Source organism: Arthrobacter sp. FX8 (assembly GCF_026723805.1).
Taxonomy (GTDB): Bacteria; Actinomycetota; Actinomycetes; order Actinomycetales; family Micrococcaceae; genus Arthrobacter.
This window is the reverse complement of record NZ_CP113505.1, coordinates 769,915-791,244: the sequence shown is the minus strand read 5'-3', so window position 1 is coordinate 791,244 and position 21,330 is coordinate 769,915. Positions and strand designations below refer to the sequence as shown.

Below are 21,330 nucleotides of genomic sequence, written 5' to 3'. Positions count from 1 at the left end.
TAAGGCTGTTCAGCCGCGGTCGGCCCGGCGGCCCCGCCGGGTGGCGGGTTCGTGCACTTGTTCGTTCACTTGTTCGTGCGGGGGTTCGACGGCGGCGCGCCGGCTGCGCTGCTCGAGCGCGGCAGCGGCGAGCGCCCCGGTGTCCGCAACGCCGTCCGCGGGGCTGTGCCCGCCGTCGTTCTTTCCGTCTCCTGCTGCAATGTCCTGCGCCTCAGTGTCCTGTGACCCGGCAACCGCAGGAGCGGCGTCCGCGGCCCTGATGCCGGTTGCCTTGACTACGAGCACGGCGATCAGGGTGGTGACGGGGATGGCCAGGACCAGCCCGATCGATCCCACAAGGGTCCGGATGACTTCCTCGGACAGTTCGGCGCTGGTGAGGGTGTCCAGCAGCGGCCGGTCGTAGAGCATGACGATGATGAGGATGGGCAGTGCGGCGCCGGCGTAGGCGAAGGCGATGGTGTACACGGTGGAGGCGATGTGGTCGCGGCCGATCCGCATGGCGGAGGTGAACAGCTTCCGCGCACTGCTGGCCGGTGCCAGTTCGTAGAGCTCCCACACCGCGGAGGACTGGGTGATGGTGACGTCGTTGAGGACACCCAGGCCGGAGATGATGAGTCCGCAAAGGATCACCCCCGAGATGGAGATGTTGGCCGAGGTGTTCACCAGAGTGGCGGCGTCGTGGCTGCCCACTCCGGCAAGGTTGGCGGCGTCGGTGGCCCAGGCTGCCAGCAGCGCGGTGATGGCCAGGCCGAAGATGGTGCCCAGGAGTGCGGTGGATGTGCGCGCGGAGAATCCGTGCGCGAAATACAGCACCCCGATCATGATCACGGTGGAACCCACCAGGGCCAGCAGCAGCGGCGGTTTGCCTTCCACCAGGCCTGGAAGCAGGAAGTTGGCCAGCACGAAATAGGCGCCCACCAGCCCGATCAGGGCCCGGAGGCCGCGCCACCTGGCGACCGCGATGACCACCGCGGCGTAGAGCACGGCGAGCAGGACAATCGGCAGCGTGCGGACGAAGTCCACGAAGATGTAGGCCGGTGAGCCCTGCGAGCCCGTGGCGCCCTGGACCTTGGAGAGATTCAGGTACCGGATCTGGTCCCCGGGCTTGACCCCGTGCGAGGAGGCCACATCCGGGTTGATGACCACCTTCACCGGGCTGCCGCCCTTGTCCGGCTCCGTGAAGGCGAAGGTGCAGTCCGAGCCCTGTCCCGGCGGCTGCTGTGTGGTGCCCTGTTGGCCCGTGCCCTGTTGACCTGTCCCCTGTTGGCTGGTGCCCTGTTGACCCGTCCCCTGCTGGCTGGTGCCCTGCATGCAGTTTTCGGTCACCACGTTCTGGATGGTGCCCGTATCGAAGGTCACCCCGGGGGCTGTGGAGTACGGGTTGGCGAGCGAGACACCTTCCCTGCTGCCCGACGGCCACAATGCGGCCATCCCGGCCAGGGTCAGCAGCGCCAGCGGAATGAGCACCGCGGCAAGGATACGGTTCGCCTTGCTGCGGGCAGCCATCGCCTGGGGCGTCGGCTCCGAATGATCCACGGAAGCATGGGAGTGACCGGCGCCCATCAGCAGTACAACCTCATGGTTGAACTCTACGTGGGCCGCCTTAGGGTTTATAAATGGACCATCGGGATGGGGAGGAACCAGGCATGGGCAACCGTGGTACGCATGGGCCAGGCGTTCAAGGGGCAGGAGTTCAAGGCGAAGGTGACGCCGGCGGGGTGCAGGCCGGGCAGGCGCCGGTGGTTCCCGGCCACCAGCCTGTACTGAGCGTCCTTGAAGCATCCGGCGACACCAAGGGCGTGGTCCTGGTCCTGCACGGCGGCAAGGCCCACAGCCGCGATCCGGTGGAGGCCCGGCACCTGAGCCCGGCCAGGATGGTCCCCTTCGCCAGGCACCTGCACCGCGCCGGCCGGAAACACGGGCTGGCCGTCTGGTCACTGCGCAACAGCGTCCGCGGCTGGAACGGGCCTGACATGTCGCCGTTGCAGGATGCCCGCTGGGCGCTGGGGAAGATTTCCGAACGCCACCCCGACGTTCCGGTCTTCCTGCTGGGCCACTCCATGGGCGGCCTGACAGCCGTGTGCGCAGCGGACCACGCCCAGGTTGAGGCCGTTGTGGCGCTTGCCCCGTGGCTGAGCCCGCAGACTCCCGCAGCCAGTGTCGCCGGAAGGAAAGTCCTGATCATCCACGGCACCACCGACCACATGACCAGCCCCTCCCAGTCCCTTGCCTTCGCCCGCCGGGCCTCGGCCGACGCCGCGAGCATGCAGTACGTGGCCCTCAAAGGCGTGGGGCACTTCATGCTCCGTAAGATCCGGGTGTGGCAGACACTCGCCACCGGGTTCGTCATCAAGTCCTTTGCCGAGAGCACGGGCGCCGCAGTCCGGCCGTCGCCTGCCTTCACCCGGCTGCTGCCGGACTCATCCGCCCAGGTCACCCTCTAGGCAGTTTCCCATGCCCTGGCGTCCACCAACCAACGACCGCTTCTACCGGCTGATCGTCCGGACCGGGCAGTTCCTGCGCTGGGCGCTGCGGCTGGACATCCACGCAACCGGCCTGGAACACCTGCCCGAAAAGGGACCCACCAGGGGGCCCTCGCGGCTGGTGGCCCCCGGCAAGGGGGCGGTGTTCGCCGTCACGCATTTCGGCTACCTGGATTTTGCCGTGCTGGAGCTGCTCCTGTGGCGGCACGCCCGTGCCCAGCTGCGGTTCCTGGTCCACCAGGGCGCGGCAGACCATTGGCTTGCCGGCCCCGCCATCAGCGCCAGCGGCCACGTGGTGGTGGGATATACGGACCGTTCGGACGCCTATGACGCCGCGGTGGCCAAGCTGCGCGACGGCGAGTACCTTGCCGTGTTCCCGGAAGCGGGGGTCAGCCGCAGTTTTACCGTACGCGAGTGCCGCACTGGGGCTGTCCGGATGGCTGCGGAGGCCGGCGTCCCGGTGATTCCGGTGTCCGTCTGGGGCGCCCACCGGGTGTTGACCCGCGGCCACGGCTTTTCCCTGCGCCGCAGCTGGCGGGCGCCGGTACGGGTGCACGTGGCCGAACCGGTGGTCTATCCGCCTGACGTTGACGTTGAAGCGGCCACGGAAGCACTGCGCCGGACACTGCAGTCAGGGATCGACCAGTGCATCGCCGGGTTTCCCCTCCGACCGGAATCCGGCGCGTGGTGGATGCCGGCGCATTTGGGCGGCGGCGCGCCGACCGACGCCGAGCGGCAGCTGCTGGACGCGGCAGACGCAGCCGCGGGCCGCCGTCGGGCTCCCCGCCGAAGGCAGGCCCCGCAACGGACAGCCCGCTCCCCCAAGTGACCCGCACGCAGCGTTGAGGGCCTGTGTGGGCGTCCAACGGGGGCCGCCTGGGGGCAGGCAGGCAGTTCCTTAGTCCGAGACCACCAGGGTTTCAGACCCCGCCAACCGTGCCTTGCCGCTTTCCAGCAGGGGCTCGACGGCGGCGCGCAGGGCGGCCATGGAGTCGTCCAGTTCCAGCATGACCGGGTGCTGGTACGCGATCAGGGCAAGCATGTCCCGGACCGCCTCCGCGGCATCGTTGGCGTCCAGCGAAGGCTCGTGCCCCACGAACACGTCGGTGGGCGTATCCGAACCTGAGCCCGCAGCCGCGTCAGCATGGGGTGCGGCGTCCGGGTCTGCCGGGGCCGCGTAGCTCACCGCGAAGGCACGGATGCGGCCCTTTTTGGTCGGCGCCACGCCTGAGCCGAACGCGGACTCCGGCTGCGCCCGCAGGACGATGGCGCCGTGGGCCCCGGTGAGCTCGTCCAGGAACAGCTTCTGCACCTGCCCCAGGGACAGGACGCCGGGCGAGTCCCACCCGTGGATGGAGGTGTAGTACCGGCCCACCACGTCGGTCAGCTCCACGGAGCCGGTGGCAAGGTCCATCACCACGTCCGAGCCGGCGTTCTCGCCGCTGGCCGCGCCGCCGTCGTCCTTGGCGGGGAACACCGGAAGCCGCAGGGCGCCCGGCTCCACCACCACAAGGCGGGAACGCTGGATGGGTGCCAGCCCAAACGCCTCGGCAAAGGCCGCCCCCGCGGTGCCGGGCTCCACCTTGGCGCGCAGCCTGGTGACCCCCGACGGCGCGTGTTCGGCCTCGCGCCGCAGCATGGTCAGGAGGCTCGCCCCGATGCCCGCGCGGCGGTGGTCGCGGGCCACCTCGATGTAGCACCAGAGGCGTTCCGGGTGCAGGGAGGCCTCATAGACGACGCCGGCCGCCACCGGAATGCCCACGCCGTCAATGACGTCCTCGGCCACGACGCAGCGGCGCCACGGGGAGCCGTCCCTCCCGTTGGAGGACACGGCCAGGGCCCCGCGGAACTGGCGGGCCTGGGCGGTGTCCGGGTCGCCCCAGATTTCCAGGAGCGCCAGGTCGTCGCCGTCCCGCCATTCGCGGTATTCGATGGCCATGCTCAGGCCCCGATCAGCCGTGCCGCCAGGTAGCCCTCCACCTTGTCCAGGGAGACCCGCTCCTGGCTCATGGTGTCCCGCTCGCGGATGGTGACGGCCTGGTCCTCCAGCGTGTCGAAGTCCACGGTGATGCAGAACGGGGTGCCGATCTCGTCCTGGCGGCGGTAGCGGCGGCCGATGGCGCCGGCGTCGTCGAAGTCGATGTTCCAGTTCTTCCGCAGCTGCGCGCCGAGGTCCTTGGCCTTCGGGGACAGGTCCTCGTTGCGGCTCAGCGGCAGCACGGCGGCCTTGACCGGGGCCAGGCGCGGGTCCAGCTTCAGGACGGTGCGCACGTCCACGCCGCCCTTGGCGTTGGGGGCCTCGTCCTCGGTGTAGGCGTCCACCAGGAAGGCCATGAAGGAGCGCGTGAGCCCGGCCGCAGGCTCGATCACGTACGGGGTGTAGCGCTCGTTGGTGGCCTGGTTGAAGTAGCTCAGGTCCTGGCCGGAGGCCTTCGAGTGCGTGGTGAGGTCGAAGTCGGTGCGGTTGGCGATGCCTTCGAGTTCGCCCCACTCCGAGCCCTGGAAGCCAAAGCGGTATTCGATGTCCGTGGTGCCCTTGGAGTAGTGGCTCAGCTTCTCTTTCGGGTGCTCAAAGAAGCGCAGGTTTTCCTCGCGGATGCCCAGGCCGGTGTACCAGGCCATGCGCTCCTTCATCCAGTACTGGTGCCATTCCTCATCGGTGCCGGGCTCGACGAAGAACTCCATTTCCATCTGTTCGAATTCACGGGTGCGGAAGATGAAGTTGCCGGGCGTGATCTCGTTGCGGAAGGACTTGCCGATCTGGCCGATGCCGAACGGGGGCTTCTTCCGGGAGGTGGTGAGGACGTTGTTGAAGTTCACGAAGATGCCCTGGGCGGTTTCCGGGCGGAGGTAGTGCAGGCCTTCCTCGCTGGCCACCGGGCCCAGGTAGGTCTTGAGCAGGCCGGAGAACTCCTGCGGTTCGGTCCACTGGCCGCGGGTGCCGCAGTTGGCGCAGGCAATGTCCTTCAGGCCGTTCTCGGCCGGCCGGCCCTTCTTTTCCTCGTATTCTTCCTCGAGGTGGTCGGCGCGGTAGCGCTTGTGGCAGGAGAGGCATTCCACCAGGGGGTCGGAGAAGACCTCTACGTGGCCGGAGGCTTCCCATACCTGGCGGGGCAGGATGACGGATGAGTCCAGACCCACCACGTCTTCGCGGCCGCGGACCATGGACTGCCACCACTGGCGCTTGATGTTTTCCTTCAGCTCCGCGCCCAGGGGGCCGTAGTCCCAGGCCGAGCGCGAGCCGCCGTAGATCTCACCGGCCTGGAACACGAAGCCCCTCCGCTTGGAGAGGGAAATGACCTGGTCGAGGACGGACTTTGCTGCCATGGGGTAACTCCAATTTCTACAGGGCCGCTGGGTGCGGTCCGCGGGTTGTCAGGCCCCGGCCGCCGTATGCCTGGAGGCACAGTGGGCAGGGTGCCGGGGCGAATGAAGGAAGATCGTTGAAAAGCTCGTGTCCTAGCGTACCGGCCGCTGCCTGCGGAGCGCGCCCCGCGGCCACGGCAGAGTTGCCAGGATGATCGCGGCGAGGGTCAGCAGGGTCCCGAGGACGGTGGCCGGGGCGACGACGGTGCCCGGGGCGGGCAGCGCCAGGTCCAGGGCCAGCGAGCCGAGCAGCTGGCCGGCAATCATGCCCAGCCCGGTGACCAGTACGCCAAGGCTGCGGACCAGGAGGGCGCCGAGCCCAATGAAGACGCAGCCCATGGGACCGCCCAGGTAGTACCACCATTCGGACGGCAGCGGGTTGGCTGGGCCGGCCACCGCCAGCTTCACCGCCAGCGCTGTCCAGAGCACGATGCAGCCGGCCACGAAGTTGACCAGGGTGGCCGCGATCGGTGTGCCGTAGTGGACGGTGGCGGTGCCGTTCATGGCCTGCTGGAAGCTCATCAGGAAGCCAGCCGCCACGGGCAGCAGGATGGGAAGCAGCAGGGAGGACGGACCACCGTCGGTTCCGCCGGCCTCCGCGCCGCTGAACCGGGGCGAAACCGCCCAGGCGACGGCGGCGATAGTGAGGACGCAGCCAATGATGCGGATGCCGGTGACGGATTTCTTCCCGGCCGGCCCGATTCCCAGGCGGTCCACCAGCAGGCCGCTCACGGTCTGCCCGGTGACCGTGGCCACGGTGAAGAGTGCCACGCCCAGGATGCCCACCGTGAACGACTGGGCAAAAACGAACAGCGCGCCGATGGCACCGGCCACCACGTAGATACGTGGAAAGGCGCGTTTGCGGACCGCGGGAAGGATGCCGGCCAGCCCCGCCCGCCCGCGCGGCAGGACCAGCGAAATCACGATCATGACCAGCAGGCCTGTGCTGAAACTCACGGCCGCCGCGGCGATGCCGTCACCGAGGCGGGCGCCCAGGGCCCCGTTGATGCGCCCCTGGACTGGGATGGCAAGGCCGGAACCCACGGCCAGGGGCAGGCCTGCGAGCACCGGCAGGCGGGAAGGGGAGGTCATTGAATCCACCTTAGTTCAGGCATTATTGCTCTATGAGCAACCCCATTGACGACGTCCCCATCCGCGACAGCATGATCCGGCTGGGCCAGCTGCTGAAGCTCGCCAACCTCGTGGAGGACGGCGTGGAGGCGGCGGAGCTCATCAAGAACGGGCTGGTCAAGGTCAACGGCGAAATCGACGATCGCCGCGGCCGCCAGCTGCACAACGGCGACGTTGTCACGGTGAACGGACAGAGTGTCCGGGTAGTGGCGCCCGAAACGGACTGACGCAACGCAGGCGCACTGCCCGGCGGAGGACGTGCAGGCCGCGTGACGTGACGTCCGCCGGGACTGCCGGCCGCCGTCGTACGCCTACTTGTTCAGCACCTCGTGAGTGAGGAACTCCCCCACGTGCCCGATCTCCTGCTGGTTGATCCCGTGCCACATGCCGGTGTAGAGCACCTTGGTGAGCTTGACGTGCTTGCGGACCCAGCCCATGGTGTACTCGATCTTGTCCTGGGTGATCACCGGATCCTGCTGGTCCCGGCCCCAGAACATGGGCACGGTGCCGTCCAGCTCATCGTCCCTGAACGAAGGGTCGCCGGCTGCGTCCACCACGAAACCGGACAGTCCGACGACGGCAGCGAAGTCCGTGGGCCGCTGCCGCAGGAGCGTGGTTGCCATGGCCATGCCCATAGAGAAGCCGAGCAGGGTCACCGACGGATGCCCCACCCGGATGGTGTCGATCCACTCCAGTACGTATGCCGAGGCCTTCTTGACCCGCTCCAGCGAGTACTCGATGGAGGCCGTGAGCGGGAACCAGGTGTAGCCGGGGCCCGTGGCGATCGGCGCACGCACGGACGCGACGGCGAAGTCCCCGGGCAGCAGGTCGGCCAGGCTGAGCAGGTCCCGCTCATTGGCGCCGTAGCCGTGGAGGAGCACCAGCAGCGGCTTGCCGTCGCGCTGGTCCTCCGGATGGGACCACAGGACAACGGGGGCAGGAAATACTTCGGCGTCAGTCATGGTTTCCATTCATATCAGTTACCCACAAGTAACAACCTACGTTCGCGTAGGCAGTGAAACGGAAGGCAGGATAGGACCGTGACTGACGCAAGTGACATCAAGGCCCCGTCCGCGCACCCGGGATCCCACCCGTGGACCCGTTACGTGGCGATGGGCGATTCCTTCACCGAGGGCATCGGCGACCCCGAACCCGCGAGCCCCGGCGGCCACCGCGGCTGGGCCGACAGGGTGGCCGAGGAGCTGGGCAGGACCCAGCCTGACTTCGCCTACGCCAACCTGGCCGTCCGCGGCCGCCTGCTGCAGCAGATCGTTGACCAGCAGCTGGCGCCTGCCCTGGAGCTGAAGCCGGACCTGGTCACCCTGTCGGCGGGCGGCAACGACCTCATCCGCCCGGGCGGCGACCCGGACGTGCTGGCCGAAAAGCTCGATTCCGTGGTCCAGATCCTGTCCCTGGGTGGTGCCACGGTGGTCCTGTTCAACGGACCTGACACCGGCTCGTCAGTGCTCGGCAGGATCCGCAGCAAGGTGGCCATCTACAACGAGAACCTGCGGACGGTGGCAACGCGGCACGACGCCATCATCGCGGACATGTGGTCGCTGCGGCAGTTGAGCGATCCGCAGATGTGGGACCAGGACCGGCTGCACTTCTCCCCGCTGGGGCACCACACCATAGCGGCCATGGTGCTGGACGCGCTCAACGTTGAGCATTCCCTGGAGCCGCTGCAGCCCAAGCCCCTGCCGCCCCGGACCTGGCGCGAGGCCAGGAGCGGGGACCTGGTGTGGGCGCGCGAATACTTCGTGCCGTGGGTGCTGCGGCGGTTGCGCCGCCAGTCCTCCGGGGACGGCATCACGGCAAAGCGGCCGACGCCGGGCCCCGTCTTCGGTCCGGGCGTTCCCTTGGGTGCCGGTGAGGGCCCGTTGGGAACGTCGGAGCCCAGCCGCCGGTAAGGCCGCCCGGGGTTAGGCTGGAAGGACAACACTCGAGAGGCGCGGCACCGTGAGCAGCTTGTTTTTCTGGATTATCGTCCTGTCCTTCGTCGTCCCCATGGCCATGCGGATGTACCGGCGGTCCGTGGCACGGCGGGACCGGGACCAGTCGTTGCCCGGGCGCTTCCCTGAACAGTTCCCGGGGCAATACGGACAAGACGGGTATCCCGGCCCCGGCCAGTACCCGGGACCGGGCCAGTATCCAGGCTCGCCCGGGCCGCAGAGCAACCAGCCCCGCGACGGCTATACCCAGCAGGACTACTTCTCCGGCGGCTTCCGCAGTATCCAGCGGCCGCAGCCCCTGGGCGACCCGCAGCCGTTGCCCCACCAGTACGGCCAGCAGCCTCTGCCGGACCCCGGCTACGGTCCCCCGCAGGGACAGGGGTTTGGTCAGCCAGGCTTTGGCCGGCCAGGCTTTGGCCGGCCCGGCTTTGATCAGCAGGGGTCTCAGCAGCCGCGTCCCGGAGAGCCGACGCCGGGACAGTCCCCAGCGCCGGCCACTCCCCCGCCGCCGGCGGCACCGCAAGGGTACCGCGCCCGCAAGCTCGCGGAACTGGACCAGCAGTACACCAACGGTGAGCTGTCCATGGAGGACTACATGAAGCGGCGCAGCGACATCATGAACGGCTAGTAACAGGAGCGCCACCGGGCCTGCCCGGTGGCGCACCTTTATGCGTTCAGTGCTCCTGTCAAGCTCAGTGGACCTGCGGGAAGCCCAGGTCAATCACCGAGGTGGAGGGATCCGGCCAGCGCGTGGTCACCACCTTGCCCCGGGTGTAGAACCGGATGCTGTCCGGGCCGTACATGTGGGTGTCGCCGAACAGCGAGTTCTTCCAGCCGCCGAACGAGAACGTGCCTACCGGCACCGGAATGGGCACGTTGACGCCCACCATGCCTGCCTCGACGTCGAACTCGAACTGCCGGGCCGCCCCGCCGTCACGGGTGAAGATGGCCGTGCCGTTGCCGAACTCGTTGTCGTTGACCAGCTTCACTGCGTCGCCGTAGGTATCGACGCGGACCACGGACAGGACCGGGCCGAAGATCTCGTCGTCGTACACCTTCATGCCCGGCTTGACGTGGTCCACCAGGCTGACGCCGATGAAGAATCCGTTTGAATCGAACTGCTGCGAGCGCCCGTCCACAACCACGGATGCGCCTTCATTTTCGGCCCCCGCCACATAGGAGGCCACGCGGTCCCGGTGCTCCGCGGTGATCAAGGGGCCCATCTGGGACGCGGGGTCCGTTCCCGGGCCGATCTTCAAACCCGCCATGCGGCTGGAGATTGCCTTCACCAGGTCGTCCGCGATGTTGCCCACGGCCACCAGGACGCTGACGGCCATGCAGCGTTCGCCGGCTGACCCGTAGGCGGCCGAAACCGCAGCGTCGGCAGCCATGTCCAGGTCGGCGTCGGGAAGCACCACCATGTGGTTCTTGGCACCGCCCAGTGCCTGCACCCGCTTGCCGTGTTCTGCCGCCCGCTTGTAGATCGACTGGGCAACGGGAGTGGAGCCGACAAAACTCACGGCTTTGACGTCCGGGTGCTCCAGCAGGACATCCACGGCTTCCTTGTCACCGTGGACCACGTTCAGCACCCCGGCCGGCAGGCCCGCTTCGGCGAAGGCCTCCGCGATGAAGACGGCGGCCGACGGGTCCTTCTCGCTGGGCTTCAGCAGCACGGTGTTGCCGCAGGCCAGGGCACTGCCGATCATCCACAGCGGCACCATGGCCGGAAAGTTGAACGGCGTAATGCAGGCTACGACGCCCACCGGCTGGCGGACGGAGTGCACGTCCACCCCGGTGGAGACCTGCTCGGACCGCTCGCCCTTGAGCATGTGGGACAGGCCGGTGGCGAAATCGATGTTCTCCAGGCCGCGGGCGATTTCGCCCTCTGCGTCGGAGAGGACCTTCCCGTGCTCGCTGGTGAGGATGGCCGCGAGCTCGGGCTTCCGCTGGGTCAGGATTTCGCGGACCCGGAAGAAGATGCCGGTCCGCCGGGCCAGGCTGGTGGCCCGCCAGGCCGGCAGCGCGGAACGGGCAGCCGCGATGGCTTCCTCTGTCCGTGCCGCCGAGGCAAGCGCCACCTGCTTCTCCTGTTCACCGGTGGCGGGATTGAACACTGGGCCGAAGCGGTCTGCGTCGCTGACGCGGGTGCCGTTGATGTAGTGCGGGATGGTTTCCACGGGGAGTCTCTTTTCCTGCGTTGCGTGGTGCGGGCTAGTTGGCGGACGGCGCCGGGTTGGCGGGTTCGAGTGAGCCGTCCACGAGCTTGATGATCATGGAGCAGTCCTTGCCGGCGTCACCGGCGTCAATAAGCCGCTGGAACAGCTGCTGGACGTGCCTGCCGATCTCCAGGGGCGTGCCGGTATCCTCGGCTGCGCTGATGGCCAGCCCAATGTCCTTGTTCGCCAGCTCTGTGGTGAAGGTGGGCGCGAAGCCGTTGTTCGAGGCTGCGGTAGGAACCACGCCGGGCACCGGGTACCAGGTCCGCAGTGCCCACGAGTCGCCCGAGGAGACAGAGGCAATGTTCCAGAAGACCTGCTTGTCCAGGCCCAGCCGGTCGGCGAGCACAGCGCCCTCCGCGGTGGAGGCCAGGTTGATGAAAAGCATCAGGTTGTTGCAGATCTTGGCCGCCTGCCCCGTGGTGGGGCCGCCCGTGGGGATGATGTTGGCGGCCATGGGGCCGATGTAGCCCGTGGCGTCCGCCACGGCCCCCTCTTCGCCGCCAACCATGAAAGTAAGCGTTCCCGCTTCCGCCCCGCTCATTCCACCCGACACTGGCGCGTCCACGAAGCGGAAGCCAGCGGCAGCAGCGGCGTCGTGCAGTTCCTGGGCGGAGGCGACGTCGATAGTCGAGGAGTCAATCAGCAGCGTCCGGGTGTCCGCGTGCGCCAGCACGCCGTCCCCGCCGAGATACACCGCACGGGCATGTTCGCCCTTGGGCAGCATGGTGAACACGGCGTCCGCACCATCCACCGCTTCGGCGATGCTGGCGGTCCGCTTGACGCCGCCTGCTTCAGCGGCTGCCAGGGCTGCCGGGTTGAGGTCGAAACCGCGCACATCATGCCCGGCTTTCGCCAGGTTTACGGACATGTGGCCGCCCATGTTGCCCAGGCCAATCCAACCGATAACTGCCACGAGTAAGCTCCTTTGCTTCCATTCCAGCCGTACTGCCGGCATGTCTGTGTCAACGATCACACCCTGCTAGAGTGCAATCAAGGGGAAAAATCACAGAGGCCATGTGCATTGCTGCACATCGAAGGAAGGACCGGAGTGGACCTGAGACGGTTGCCAAGCCCCGACGACCTGCTCATCCTGCTCACCGTTGCCCGCCTGGGCCGGTTCAACGCGGTAGCCGAGACGCTGGGAACAACCCACACCACCATCTCCCGCCGCATCCTCGCCCTGGACAGGCAACTGGGCGGCCGGACTTTGGAACGCAGCCCGCAGGGTTGGGAGCTGACGCAGCTCGGTGCCGCGGCCGTGGAAGCGGCAGAGGCGATCGAAGGTACCCTTGGCTCGCTGTCCGGCCTGATCAGCCAGGACCAAAGCACCCTCGCCGGCCTGGTCCGCGTCGCCACGACGGACGGCGTGGGGGCAGTGTTCGTCACCCCGTCGCTGGTGCGGCTCCAGCAGCAAAACCCGCAGCTGAACATCGAAATGCTCAGCGCCACCCGGAAAGTCAGCCAGAACCGGTCGGGCGTGGACCTGGAGATCGTGGTGGGCCGGGCGGACGTCACCACCGCGCAGACAATCTTCCTGAGCAACTACTACCTGCGCCTCTACGCAAGCTCAGCGTATGCCGCCCGGCATGGCCTGCCGGAAACGCTCGACGACGTGGGGCAGCACGGGTTTGTGTCCTACGTCGAGTCCGCACTCCAGGTGGCGGAGCTGGGGCCGCGCTGGTCCTCGCAGCTTCCGCTGCCCAGGACGAGCTTCCAGGCCACCAGCGTGTTCGCCCAGGTGGAGGCGGTACGGCAGGGTGCAGGCATTGGGCTGCTGCCCAACTTCATGGTGGCGGGCTGCGGGGACTTCGTGCCCGTCCTGGCGGCCGACTTTGAGCGCCAGCTCCCCATCTGGGCCGTTGCCCGCCCGGAGTCGCTCCGGTCCGCACCGGTCCAGGCAGTGATTGCGGCACTCAAGGCGGAAATGAAGGAGCGCTCCGGGGTGCTGGCGGGGTAAGCGCTGTTCTTGCGGACCCAGGCCCCCGCACAAGTCAGGCCTGGAACAGCCGCCTTACCACCTGCCCGGATGCCAGCGCATCCAGGCCCTCATTGATCTCGCTGAGCGGCCGGGTGTCAGTATGCAGCAGCTCAACCGGCAGCCTGCCTTCGCGCCAGAACGCCAGGTACTGCGGAATGTCGCGCGCCGGCACGGCATCCCCCATGTAGGAGCCCAGCAGCCGTTTTCCCGCCCCGGCAAACTGCAGGGCCGGCACCGTCAACTGGGCGGACGGATGGGGCAGGCCCACCGACACCACGGCGCCTCCCCGCGTCACCTGCTCCAGGCAGGAGGCGATAACGCCTGCTGATCCCACTGCTTCAATGGCAACGTCCACACCGTCCCCGGACGCTTCCGCGATCAGCCGTGCCGCGTCCTCCGGCGTTCCCACCGATGTGGCGCCGGCGTCGCGGGCCAGCTGGTGCTTGCCTTGGTTTGGATCGATGGCAATGACGTCGGCGGCTCCAGCGAGGCGCGCTGCCATGACGGCTGACAGGCCCACGGCTCCGAGGCCGAACACCGCTACGGACTGCCCCGGACTGACAGCCGCGGTATTCAACACTGCACCCATTCCGGTGAGCACGGCGCAACCAAACATCGCGGCAACCGTGTCCGGGACGTCGTCGTCGATCACCACCACCGATTCCCTTGCCACCACTGCGTAATCGGCGAAGGCCGAGACGCCAAGGTGGTGGTTGATCCGTTCCCCTGCCGGAGTCCGCAGCAGTGCCGGCCCGCGCAGCAGGTCGCCGGAGCCATTGACCTCTGCTGCACGGTGGCAGAGGGCCGGCCGGCCGGCCAGGCACGCACGGCACCCGCCACAGCTCGGCACGAAGACCAGCACCACATGGTCGCCGACGGACACGTCGGACACGCCGGCCCCCACGGACACCACCCGACCCACCGCCTCGTGGCCCAAGGCCATGGGCAGCGGCCGGACGCGGGAACCGTCCACCACCGAGAGGTCCGAGTGGCAGAGGCTGGAGTACGTGATGGCAACACCAAGCTCACCGGCGCGGGGCTCCGGCTGCGCCAGTTCCTGCACCAGCAGCGGAGCGGCCTCGGAGTAGGTCTGCTTCCCGTTGCCGGCCCCCGTGGTGGGGGCGGCGGGAACGGTGGAGTACAGGACGGCGGCTTTCACGGATCCTGCTACTTCTTGCGGGCGGCAAGGAGGTCGGCGGTGCCCTGGGCGTCGGCGGCGTCCACGTCGTGCAGCGAGATGCCGCGGGTTTCCTTCAGGAAGTAGACCGCGACGGCGGTAATGGCGCAGGCGATCAGCAGGTAGACCGCCACGGGGACGGAGGACTTGTAGGCGCCCAGGAGCGAGGCGGCGATGATCGGGGCCAGGGATCCTGCAACGATCGACGTCACCTGGTAGCCCAGGGAAACCCCGGAGTAGCGCATCCGGGTGGGGAACATTTCCGCCATGATGGCAGGCTGCCCGGCGTACATGAAGGCGTGGAACACCAGGCCGATCATGATGGCCGCCAGGATGATGGCATCGTTCTTGGTGTCCATCATGGGGAAGGCGAAGAAGCCCCAGGTGGCCCCCATGATGGCGCCGGCCATGTAGACGGGCCTGCGGCCAAACCGGTCCGACAGCTTGCCGACCATGGGCACGACGGCGAAGTGCAGGGCGTGGGCAAGGAGCAGCAGGAGGAGGATGCGGGTGGTGTCGGCCTGGACCACGGTTTTCAGGTAGGTGATGGAGAACGTGACCACGAGGTAGTACAGGATGTTTTCCGCCAGGCGCAGGCCCATGGCGGTGAAGACGCCGCGGGGGTAGCGCCGGAATACCTCAGCGACGCCGTAGCCCTTGTGGCCGGCTTCGACCTCTTTGCGGGCTTCGAGGAAGATCGGTGCGTCATTGACCTTGGTGCGGATGTAGTAACCGATCAGGACGATCACCGCGGACAGCCAGAACGCTACGCGCCAGCCCCACCCCAGGAAGGCGTCCTGGGTCAACGTGGAGGACAGGGTGAACAAGACGGCGGTGGCAAGCAGGTTTCCCAGCGGCACTGCCGACTGTGGCCAGCTGGCCCAGAAACCGCGGGATTTGCTGGGGCTGTGTTCGGCCACGAGGAGGACGGCGCCGCCCCACTCGCCGCCAACGGCAAAGCCCTGGGCGAACCGGAGGACCACCAGCAGTGCGGGAGCCCAGTAGCCGATCTGCTGGAACGTGGGCAGGCAGCCCATGAGGAAGGTGGAGACGCCTACCAGGATGATGCTCAGCTGCAGCAGCTTCTTGCGTCCGAACTTGTCGCCGAAGTGGCCAAAGACGATGCCGCCGATGGGGCGCGCCACGAAACCGACGGCATAAGTGAGGAAGGCGGCGATGATGCCATCCAGTTCTGTGCCGGCGTTGGGGAAGAAGGCCTTTCCGAACACCAGGGTGGCAGCCGAGGCGTAGAGGAAGAACTCGTACCACTCAACAACGGTTCCGGCCATGGAGGCCGTAACCACTTTCTTAAGGCCTGAAGCCTTGACGTCGGTTTCCTCTGTGCGCCTTGCGGCGGAGCTTTCCGTACTCATGCGAACTCCTTCGGCGTCGTCGTCGACACCACGGGGACCAATCAATGGCGGCCGGGTGTGATGCACACCACGAACGCACCGGATTCGATTGAGTATGGTCTGCCTGCGGTGCAACCTCAACGCCGATTAGTGCAGAAGGCATCTGCAGGAATGCACATGCGGGGCGCTAGGCCAGGAAGCTGCTCCGGAGCTGGCTGCCCAGCTGCCCGATCTCTGTCAGGAACCCGTCGTGCCCGATCGGCGCCTGGATGACGTGCACGTCCACGTCCCCCGGCAGGGCCTGGGCCAGCTCACGGGACTGCGACGGGAAATACAGCCGGTCCGAATCCACGGCGGCCACGAAGAACCTGGCGGTGGACCTGGCCAGGGTTTCGGCCAGGGTTCCGCGGCCCCGGCAGATGTCATGGCTCATCAGCGCCTCGGTGAGGGCGATATAGCTGTTGGCGTCGAAGCGCTTCACGAGCTTGCTGCCCTGGTGGTCCAGGTAGCTTTCCACCTGGTAGCGGCCGCGGGCGGCCAGAGCCTCACCCTTCAGGGGCGACTCCGGCGCCTGGGGTTCCCGGCCGAAGCGGCCTTCCAGTTCAGCCGCGGACCGGTAGGTGATGTGGGCAATGCGCCGGGCAAGTGCCAGCCCGGCTTCCGGGCAGGGGCCGCCATAGTAGTCGCCGCCGTTGAAATGTGGGTCCTGCCGGATGGCCAGGGTCTGGGCCTGCGCGAAGGCGATCTGTTCCGCCGTGCTCGCGGCACCCACGGAGATGACGGCGCAGCGCTGCACCCTCTCCGGGTAGGTCACTGCCCATTCAAGGGCGCGGGCGCCGCCCATGGATCCGCCCAGGACAGCGAACCAGCTGCTGATGCCCAGCTGGTCAGCCAGCCGGGCCTCTGCCACCGTGCTGTCCCGCAGGGTGACCAGGGGGAAGCGGGAGCCCCAGGGGGCTCCGTCCGGGGCGGCCGAGGACGGGCCCGTGGACCCGTAGCAGCCGCCCACGATGTTGACGGACACCACGAAGAACTTGTCCGTGTCCACGGGAGCGCCGGGACCGGCCAATTGTTCCCACCAGCCTTCTTCGTCCGTGTCACCGCGGGTCACGTGGGTGCTGCCGGTCAGGGCGTGCTCGATCAGGATGGCGTTGCTGGCGTCGGCGTTGAGCGTGCCCCAGGTTTCGTAGGCCAGCGTGACGTCCGGGAGGTATCCCCCGGCTTCAAGTTCCAGCCCTCCGATGGAGGCGTAGCGGACAATTCCGTGTTCGGGGATGGTGGTTCGGGCGACGGTAACCGTCATGGCAAGACCTCTTCTACGCGCTTGCCTGCCGTCGTCTGACCGGCAGGCCAGGTCCTCACCCGGGGCACCCCACCGCGGATGGAGGGTTGCCGGCCAGCAAGCCGGGGCTGTCACTGGCACTCATGACCTGGTTCGAGTGTACGAAACACCCCCGCTCCAGGCCAAGAGTGTGACTGGTTGTGACTTCCCCGCTTGCCGGCCCTCCCGGCGTCAGCCCTGGCGCGCTTTTAGCTCTGGGCGCCTTTGGCAGCGCGGAAACCCGCTTCCAGGTCGGCCAGGATGTCATCGATGTGCTCCAGGCCAACAGAGAGCCGGACCAGTCCCGGATTCACCCCGGCCACCGCTTGCTGCTCCGGCGAGAGCTGGCTGTGGGTGGTCGACGCCGGGTGGATGACCAGGGAGCGGACGTCGCCGATGTTGGCCACGTGGGAGTGCAGCTCCAGGGCGTCGACGAAGCGCTTGCCCGCCTCCGCTCCGCCGGCAAGGTTGAAGGCCACGACGGCGCCCGTTCCCTTGGGCCCGTACTTGCGGCCACGCTCGTACCAGGGGCTGGAGGGCAACCCGGCGTAGGCGACGGATTCGACGTCGTCCCGTCCTTCCAGCCAGCGCGCCACTTCCGTGGCGTTGGCAACGTGGCGTTCCACCCGCAGGCTCAGCGTCTCCAGGCCCTGGGAGATCAGGAAGGCGTTGAAGGGGAAACCGCCGAGCCAAGGTCGCGCAGCAGCTGGACGCGGGCCTTGAGGATGTAGGAGAGGTTGGCACCCAGCGCACCGTCGGCGCCTAGGTCGCGGGCGTAGACCAGGCCGTTGTAGGTGGGGTCCGGGGTGTTGAAGCCGGGGAACCGTTCAGGGTCCTTGCCGAAGTCGAATTTGCCGGAGTCCACGATCACGCCGGCAATTGCGGAGCCGTGGCCGCCCAGGTATTTGGTGGCGGAGTGGATCACGATGTCCGCACCCCACTCCAGTGGGCGGATCAGGTAGGGCGTGGACAGGGTGTTGTCCACGATCAGTGGCACGCCTGCCTGGTGGGCCACCTCGGAGATGCCTTCGATGTCCAGGACGTCCTGGCGGGGATTGGACACCACTTCACCGAAAAAGAGCTTGGTGTTCGGCTGGACGGCGTCGCGCCACTGGTCCAGGTTGTCGGGATCCTGGACGAAGGTGACCGAGATGCCGAACTTCTTCAGGGTGTGGGCGAACAGGTTGTACGTTCCGCCATAAAGGCTGGGGCTCGCCACAATATGGTCCCCCGCCTCCGCAATGTTCAGCACCGCGAACGTCTCGGCGGCCTGGCCCGAGCTCAGCAGCAAAGCGGCCAGGCCTCCCTCAAGGCTGGCGATCCGCTGTTCGACGGCATCCTGGGTGGGGTTGCCGATCCGGGTGTAGATGGGCGCAAGTTCGGCGAGGGCAAAGCGGTTGGCTGCGCTTTCGGCGCTGGGGAACACGAAGGACGTGGTCTGGTAAATGGGGAGCGCGCGGGCTCCGGTGGCACTGTCGGGCTCCTGGCCTGCATGGATCTGGCGGGTTTCGAAAGACCATCCGTTGGACATCTCAGTCTCCTATGACATGGGCCCGGAATGCGTGGGGCAGTACGGGCCGCGCTTGCTTCCGGCTCTTGCCGGACAGCCAGGTCCTCACCCGGGGCACCCCACCGCGGGTGGAGGGTTGCCGGCCAGCGAGCCGGGGCTTGGCGCTGGCGCTCATGACCTGCGCCCAGTCTAGGAACGGGGTAGTCGCCGTGGACAGCATTGTGACGAACAAGGTCGCCCTGCATGGCTTTCGAGCCGCCACAGGTGGGCCGCCCCGCACCCGGCCGGGGACGCCGCCGTCGTCCTTCTTGCCCATGTTCCCGGCCCTTTTCCCGGCCGCCTTTCCAGTAAGGGTACCCTTAGCTGAGAGCCGGATCACAAAGTGCCAAGATGTTGCCATGCGCATGGATCACGTCTCTTACGCCTGTGAACAAGATGGCCTCGCGGCCACTACCGAACGTATTTCATCTGCCCTCGGCGTTGAGGCAGTGAAGGGCGGGGTGCACCCCCGGTTCGGAACCCGGAATATGATCATCCCGCTCGCCGGGCACAAGTACCTGGAAGTCGTAGAGGTCCTGGACCACCCGGCTTCGGACAAGGCACCGTTCGGACAGGCAGTGCGTGCCCGTTCCGCGGCCGGTGGTGGCTGGATGGGCTGGTGCGTCGAAGTGGACGACCTCGCCCCGTTCGAGGCACGCCTTGGCCGCGCCGCGGTGAACGGCAACCGCAAGTTCCCGGACGGCCGGGAGCTGGTCTGGAAACAGATTGGCATCCTTGGCCTTATCGCCGATCCCCAGGTGCCGTACATGCTCAAGTGGGAAGGCGACCCGGCACTGCACCCGTCCAACGCCTACCCCAGCAATCTTAAGATGAGCTGCCTGACCATCGCCGGCTCCGCGTCCCGCGTGACCGAGTGGCTGGGTGAACCGGTGGAGAAGCCGCTTGAGGACGTTGCGGTGGAGTGGGTCGCCCCGCACGGAACTCCGGGCATCCTGTCGGTCACGTTTGAAACCGCCAACGGAGCCGTCACCATCTGACGCTCCACCCCAGCCTCCCGGAATGTCCGGGAGGGGGTTCGCCGGGCCAGTACCCGGATCAGCTTCGGCCGCCATCAGGTGGTGACAACGGCGTCACTACCCGATGGCGGCCGAATTCATTTAAGTGGCTGCTTCCTACATCGCTGCGATCCAGGTCTGAATGTCGGTGCCTCGCTGGATGATGTGGGTATGGGAATCGGCACGGATGTTGGGGTGGTTTTGGAGGGTGTTTCTGTCTCTGTTGCTGCCCTCGATGCGCTGGACCGTGAGGATCATATCCTTGCCGCCGGGACCGGTGTTGGCGCTGACGTGGATGTGCTGCAGCGGCGCTATGAGCTCCGGCTGGAACGGCTGGAGGCAGTCTCCCGGGTCGAGGCTCAGCTCGCGGCGGTGAAGGCCCGTGACGCGGCAGAAGCGGTCGAAATCCAGCAGGCACTGCTTGCCCCCGACGCCCCGGTGAATGAGCGCATGTTTTCGGAGATGTCCGCGGTGGAGGAGATCGCCGGAGTCCTTAGCATCAGTTCCGCGGCCGCGGGTGCTTTGGTGGAACAATCCCGCCGGGTGGGTTCCCTGCCGCCGCTCCTGGGCGCCCTGTCAGCCGGTGACCTGTCGTGGCAGCATGCCAGGATCGTCGCCGATGAAACCGAGGGGCTCACCCCCGACGGGGCTGCTGCCTTGGTGGCGCACTTCTTCGACCCCGACGCCCCCAACCCCGCCCGCGGCGCCGCGCCCGGCGAACTCGTCCCCGCCCGGTTCCGCGCCAAGGTCCGCGCCTGGCGGGAACGCCACCACCCCGAAACCCTCGCCAAACGCCACGCCAAAGGCGTCGCGGACCGGCGGATGGAATACACCCCGGACCGCGACGGCATGGCCTGGCTCTCGCTCTACCTCCCCGGTGACACCGCCTGCGCCATCTGGAACCGCACCACCGCCACCGCCCGCGGACTCCAGGGCCCTGACGAGCCCCGCACCCTCACCCAACTCCGCCCCGACATCGCAGCATCATTCCTCCTCGGCGCAGGAACCCCTGCGGGCGAGGCTGCCGGGAGTAGTGCGGATGTTGGACGAGCTCCCACTCCGCGGGCCGATGTCCTGGTCACCGTGCCGGTCTTCGCGCTGCTCGGGCTGACCGATGAGCCGGCGGTGCTGGACGGCCTGGGCCCGATCCCGGCGTCGATGGCACGGAGGCTTGTCGCGGACGGGGCGGAGTCGTTCTACCGGGTCCTGGTCGACCCCCGCGACGGGGCACCACTGGAGATCGGACGCACCCGCTACCGGCTCCCCGAAACCATCAAACAATGGATCCGCATGCGGGACCGGAAATGCACCTTCCCCGGCTGCAGCAACCACACCCCCGACAACCACACCGACCACCTCACCGCCTGGGAACACGGCGGCAGAACAGACATCCGGAACCTGGCCCAGCTTTGCCCCAAACATCACCGTTTGAAGCACGCCCGCGCCTGGACCCCCGACCCCGCCACCAACAACGGACCGCCCGGCTGGACCTCACCCACCGGCCGCCACTACAACCCCGAACACCACGACCCCCAACCAACCCACTGGCCGCCAGGAATAGTGCCGCTTGCCGCCGTTCCAGCCTGGCCGGAACCGGAAATGGAAGAACCGGAAGTGGAGGAACCCGACGGCGACAACCTGCTGGACCCGGAGGACCTTTTCGCTGCTGATGCCCTCTGGGACGACTTCTACGCGAAACCCTTCGTGTTGCCACCAGACCCACAAGCAGACTGGCCGTTGCTGCTGACGCTGATGTGACAGCAACAAGCATGGCTGGAGCCGCGCA

Annotated in this window: 19 protein-coding genes, 1 pseudogene and 2 riboswitches; of the genes and pseudogenes, 9 read left to right on the top strand and 11 right to left on the bottom strand. The window is 67.5% G+C overall.

The annotated features are described in order from the left end of the window. Positions 1 to 9: 9 nt before the first annotated feature. Entirely contained in the window at positions 10 to 1,563 is a 1,554-nt protein-coding gene (locus OUO20_RS03565; RefSeq protein WP_268002855.1) for a YibE/F family protein, read from the bottom strand. Between OUO20_RS03565 and OUO20_RS03560 the strand changes: the two genes are divergently transcribed. Genes OUO20_RS03560 through OUO20_RS03550 form a run of 3 tightly spaced genes read left to right on the top strand, consistent with a single transcriptional unit; the run spans position 1,549 to position 3,312 of the window. Continuing rightward, a complete protein-coding gene (locus OUO20_RS03560; protein ID WP_056390007.1) occupies positions 1,549 to 1,767 on the top strand; it encodes a hypothetical protein in 219 nt (72 codons plus the stop codon). The two genes, OUO20_RS03565 and OUO20_RS03560, sit on opposite strands and share 15 nt — an antisense overlap. Further along, a complete protein-coding gene (locus tag OUO20_RS03555; protein WP_018771631.1) occupies positions 1,719 to 2,444 on the top strand; it encodes an alpha/beta hydrolase in 726 nt (241 codons plus the stop codon). Before OUO20_RS03560 ends, OUO20_RS03555 begins: the two co-directional genes overlap by 49 nt. A gap of 10 nt (positions 2,445 to 2,454) precedes the next feature. Next, entirely contained in the window at positions 2,455 to 3,312 is an 858-nt protein-coding gene (locus OUO20_RS03550; RefSeq protein WP_018771630.1) for a lysophospholipid acyltransferase family protein, read from the top strand. Between the two features lie 69 nt (positions 3,313 to 3,381). Here OUO20_RS03550 and OUO20_RS03545 read toward each other — a convergent pair whose 3' ends face one another. From OUO20_RS03545 to OUO20_RS03535, 3 genes are all read right to left on the bottom strand, one after another. Further along, complete coding sequence (locus tag OUO20_RS03545; protein WP_018771629.1) at positions 3,382 to 4,422, bottom strand: GNAT family N-acetyltransferase; 1,041 nt, start codon at positions 4,420 to 4,422, stop codon at positions 3,382 to 3,384. A 2-nt stretch (positions 4,423 to 4,424) separates the two neighbouring features. Continuing rightward, the gene (locus tag OUO20_RS03540) at positions 4,425 to 5,810 is read right to left on the bottom strand and encodes a glycine--tRNA ligase (RefSeq protein ID WP_018771628.1); all 1,386 of its coding nucleotides are present in this window, start codon (positions 5,808 to 5,810) and stop codon (positions 4,425 to 4,427) included. A gap of 132 nt (positions 5,811 to 5,942) precedes the next feature. Next, positions 5,943 to 6,941: a DMT family transporter gene (locus OUO20_RS03535; protein WP_018771627.1), complete on the bottom strand. Its 999-nt coding sequence runs from the start codon at positions 6,939 to 6,941 to the stop codon at positions 5,943 to 5,945. A 32-nt stretch (positions 6,942 to 6,973) separates the two neighbouring features. Between OUO20_RS03535 and OUO20_RS03530 the strand changes: the two genes are divergently transcribed. After that, positions 6,974 to 7,207, top strand: a complete 234-nt coding sequence (locus tag OUO20_RS03530; RefSeq protein ID WP_056390008.1) for an RNA-binding S4 domain-containing protein — start codon at positions 6,974 to 6,976, stop codon at positions 7,205 to 7,207. An 84-nt stretch (positions 7,208 to 7,291) separates the two neighbouring features. Here OUO20_RS03530 and OUO20_RS03525 read toward each other — a convergent pair whose 3' ends face one another. After that, on the bottom strand, positions 7,292 to 7,942 hold the full coding sequence (locus OUO20_RS03525) for an alpha/beta hydrolase (protein ID WP_056390009.1): 651 nt from the start codon (positions 7,940 to 7,942) through the stop codon (positions 7,292 to 7,294). Between the two features lie 78 nt (positions 7,943 to 8,020). Here OUO20_RS03525 and OUO20_RS03520 point away from each other — a divergent pair, with 78 nt between their 5' ends. Further along, positions 8,021 to 8,890, top strand: a complete 870-nt coding sequence (locus tag OUO20_RS03520) for an SGNH/GDSL hydrolase family protein (RefSeq protein ID WP_018771624.1) — start codon at positions 8,021 to 8,023, stop codon at positions 8,888 to 8,890. A gap of 49 nt (positions 8,891 to 8,939) precedes the next feature. After that, positions 8,940 to 9,560 carry a hypothetical protein gene (locus OUO20_RS03515; RefSeq protein ID WP_268002854.1) on the top strand — a complete coding sequence of 207 codons (621 nt, stop codon included), beginning with the start codon at positions 8,940 to 8,942 and terminating at the stop codon, positions 9,558 to 9,560. Positions 9,561 to 9,624: 64 nt separating this feature from the next. Here the strand turns inward: OUO20_RS03515 and OUO20_RS03510 are convergent, their stop codons facing one another. Beyond that, entirely contained in the window at positions 9,625 to 11,109 is a 1,485-nt protein-coding gene (locus OUO20_RS03510) for a CoA-acylating methylmalonate-semialdehyde dehydrogenase (RefSeq protein ID WP_018771622.1), read from the bottom strand. Between the two features lie 34 nt (positions 11,110 to 11,143). Continuing rightward, positions 11,144 to 12,064 carry a 3-hydroxyisobutyrate dehydrogenase gene (mmsB, locus tag OUO20_RS03505; RefSeq protein WP_056390018.1) on the bottom strand — a complete coding sequence of 307 codons (921 nt, stop codon included), beginning with the start codon at positions 12,062 to 12,064 and terminating at the stop codon, positions 11,144 to 11,146. 141 nt (positions 12,065 to 12,205) lie between these two features. On the opposite strand from mmsB, the gene OUO20_RS03500 reads away from it, so the two are divergent. After that, positions 12,206 to 13,108 carry a LysR family transcriptional regulator gene (locus OUO20_RS03500; RefSeq protein WP_026266127.1) on the top strand — a complete coding sequence of 301 codons (903 nt, stop codon included), beginning with the start codon at positions 12,206 to 12,208 and terminating at the stop codon, positions 13,106 to 13,108. 34 nt (positions 13,109 to 13,142) lie between these two features. Here the strand turns inward: OUO20_RS03500 and OUO20_RS03495 are convergent, their stop codons facing one another. The 4 genes and pseudogenes from OUO20_RS03495 to OUO20_RS03480 form a co-directional block, all read right to left on the bottom strand. Then, positions 13,143 to 14,288, bottom strand: coding sequence for a zinc-binding dehydrogenase (locus OUO20_RS03495; protein WP_268002853.1), 1,146 nt, complete (start codon positions 14,286 to 14,288; stop codon positions 13,143 to 13,145). Between the two features lie 8 nt (positions 14,289 to 14,296). After that, positions 14,297 to 15,679 (bottom strand): MFS transporter, encoded by a 1,383-nt coding sequence (locus tag OUO20_RS03490; RefSeq protein WP_018771618.1) that lies wholly within the window; start codon positions 15,677 to 15,679, stop codon positions 14,297 to 14,299. A gap of 166 nt (positions 15,680 to 15,845) precedes the next feature. After that, on the bottom strand, positions 15,846 to 16,961 hold the full coding sequence (gene metX / locus OUO20_RS03485; protein ID WP_144600399.1) for a homoserine O-acetyltransferase MetX: 1,116 nt from the start codon (positions 16,959 to 16,961) through the stop codon (positions 15,846 to 15,848). Between the two features lie 12 nt (positions 16,962 to 16,973). Further along, positions 16,974 to 17,089, bottom strand: a riboswitch (SAM riboswitch). A 99-nt stretch (positions 17,090 to 17,188) separates the two neighbouring features. Continuing rightward, positions 17,189 to 18,510: pseudogene (locus OUO20_RS03480) on the bottom strand (bifunctional o-acetylhomoserine/o-acetylserine sulfhydrylase). 43 nt (positions 18,511 to 18,553) lie between these two features. After that, positions 18,554 to 18,668, bottom strand: a riboswitch (SAM riboswitch). 219 nt (positions 18,669 to 18,887) lie between these two features. On the opposite strand from OUO20_RS03480, the gene OUO20_RS03475 reads away from it, so the two are divergent. Next, positions 18,888 to 19,526 (top strand): VOC family protein, encoded by a 639-nt coding sequence (locus tag OUO20_RS03475; RefSeq protein WP_026266126.1) that lies wholly within the window; start codon positions 18,888 to 18,890, stop codon positions 19,524 to 19,526. Positions 19,527 to 19,715: 189 nt separating this feature from the next. Continuing rightward, complete coding sequence (locus tag OUO20_RS03470) at positions 19,716 to 21,302, top strand: HNH endonuclease signature motif containing protein (RefSeq protein WP_268002852.1); 1,587 nt, start codon at positions 19,716 to 19,718, stop codon at positions 21,300 to 21,302. Positions 21,303 to 21,330 lie beyond the last annotated feature (28 nt).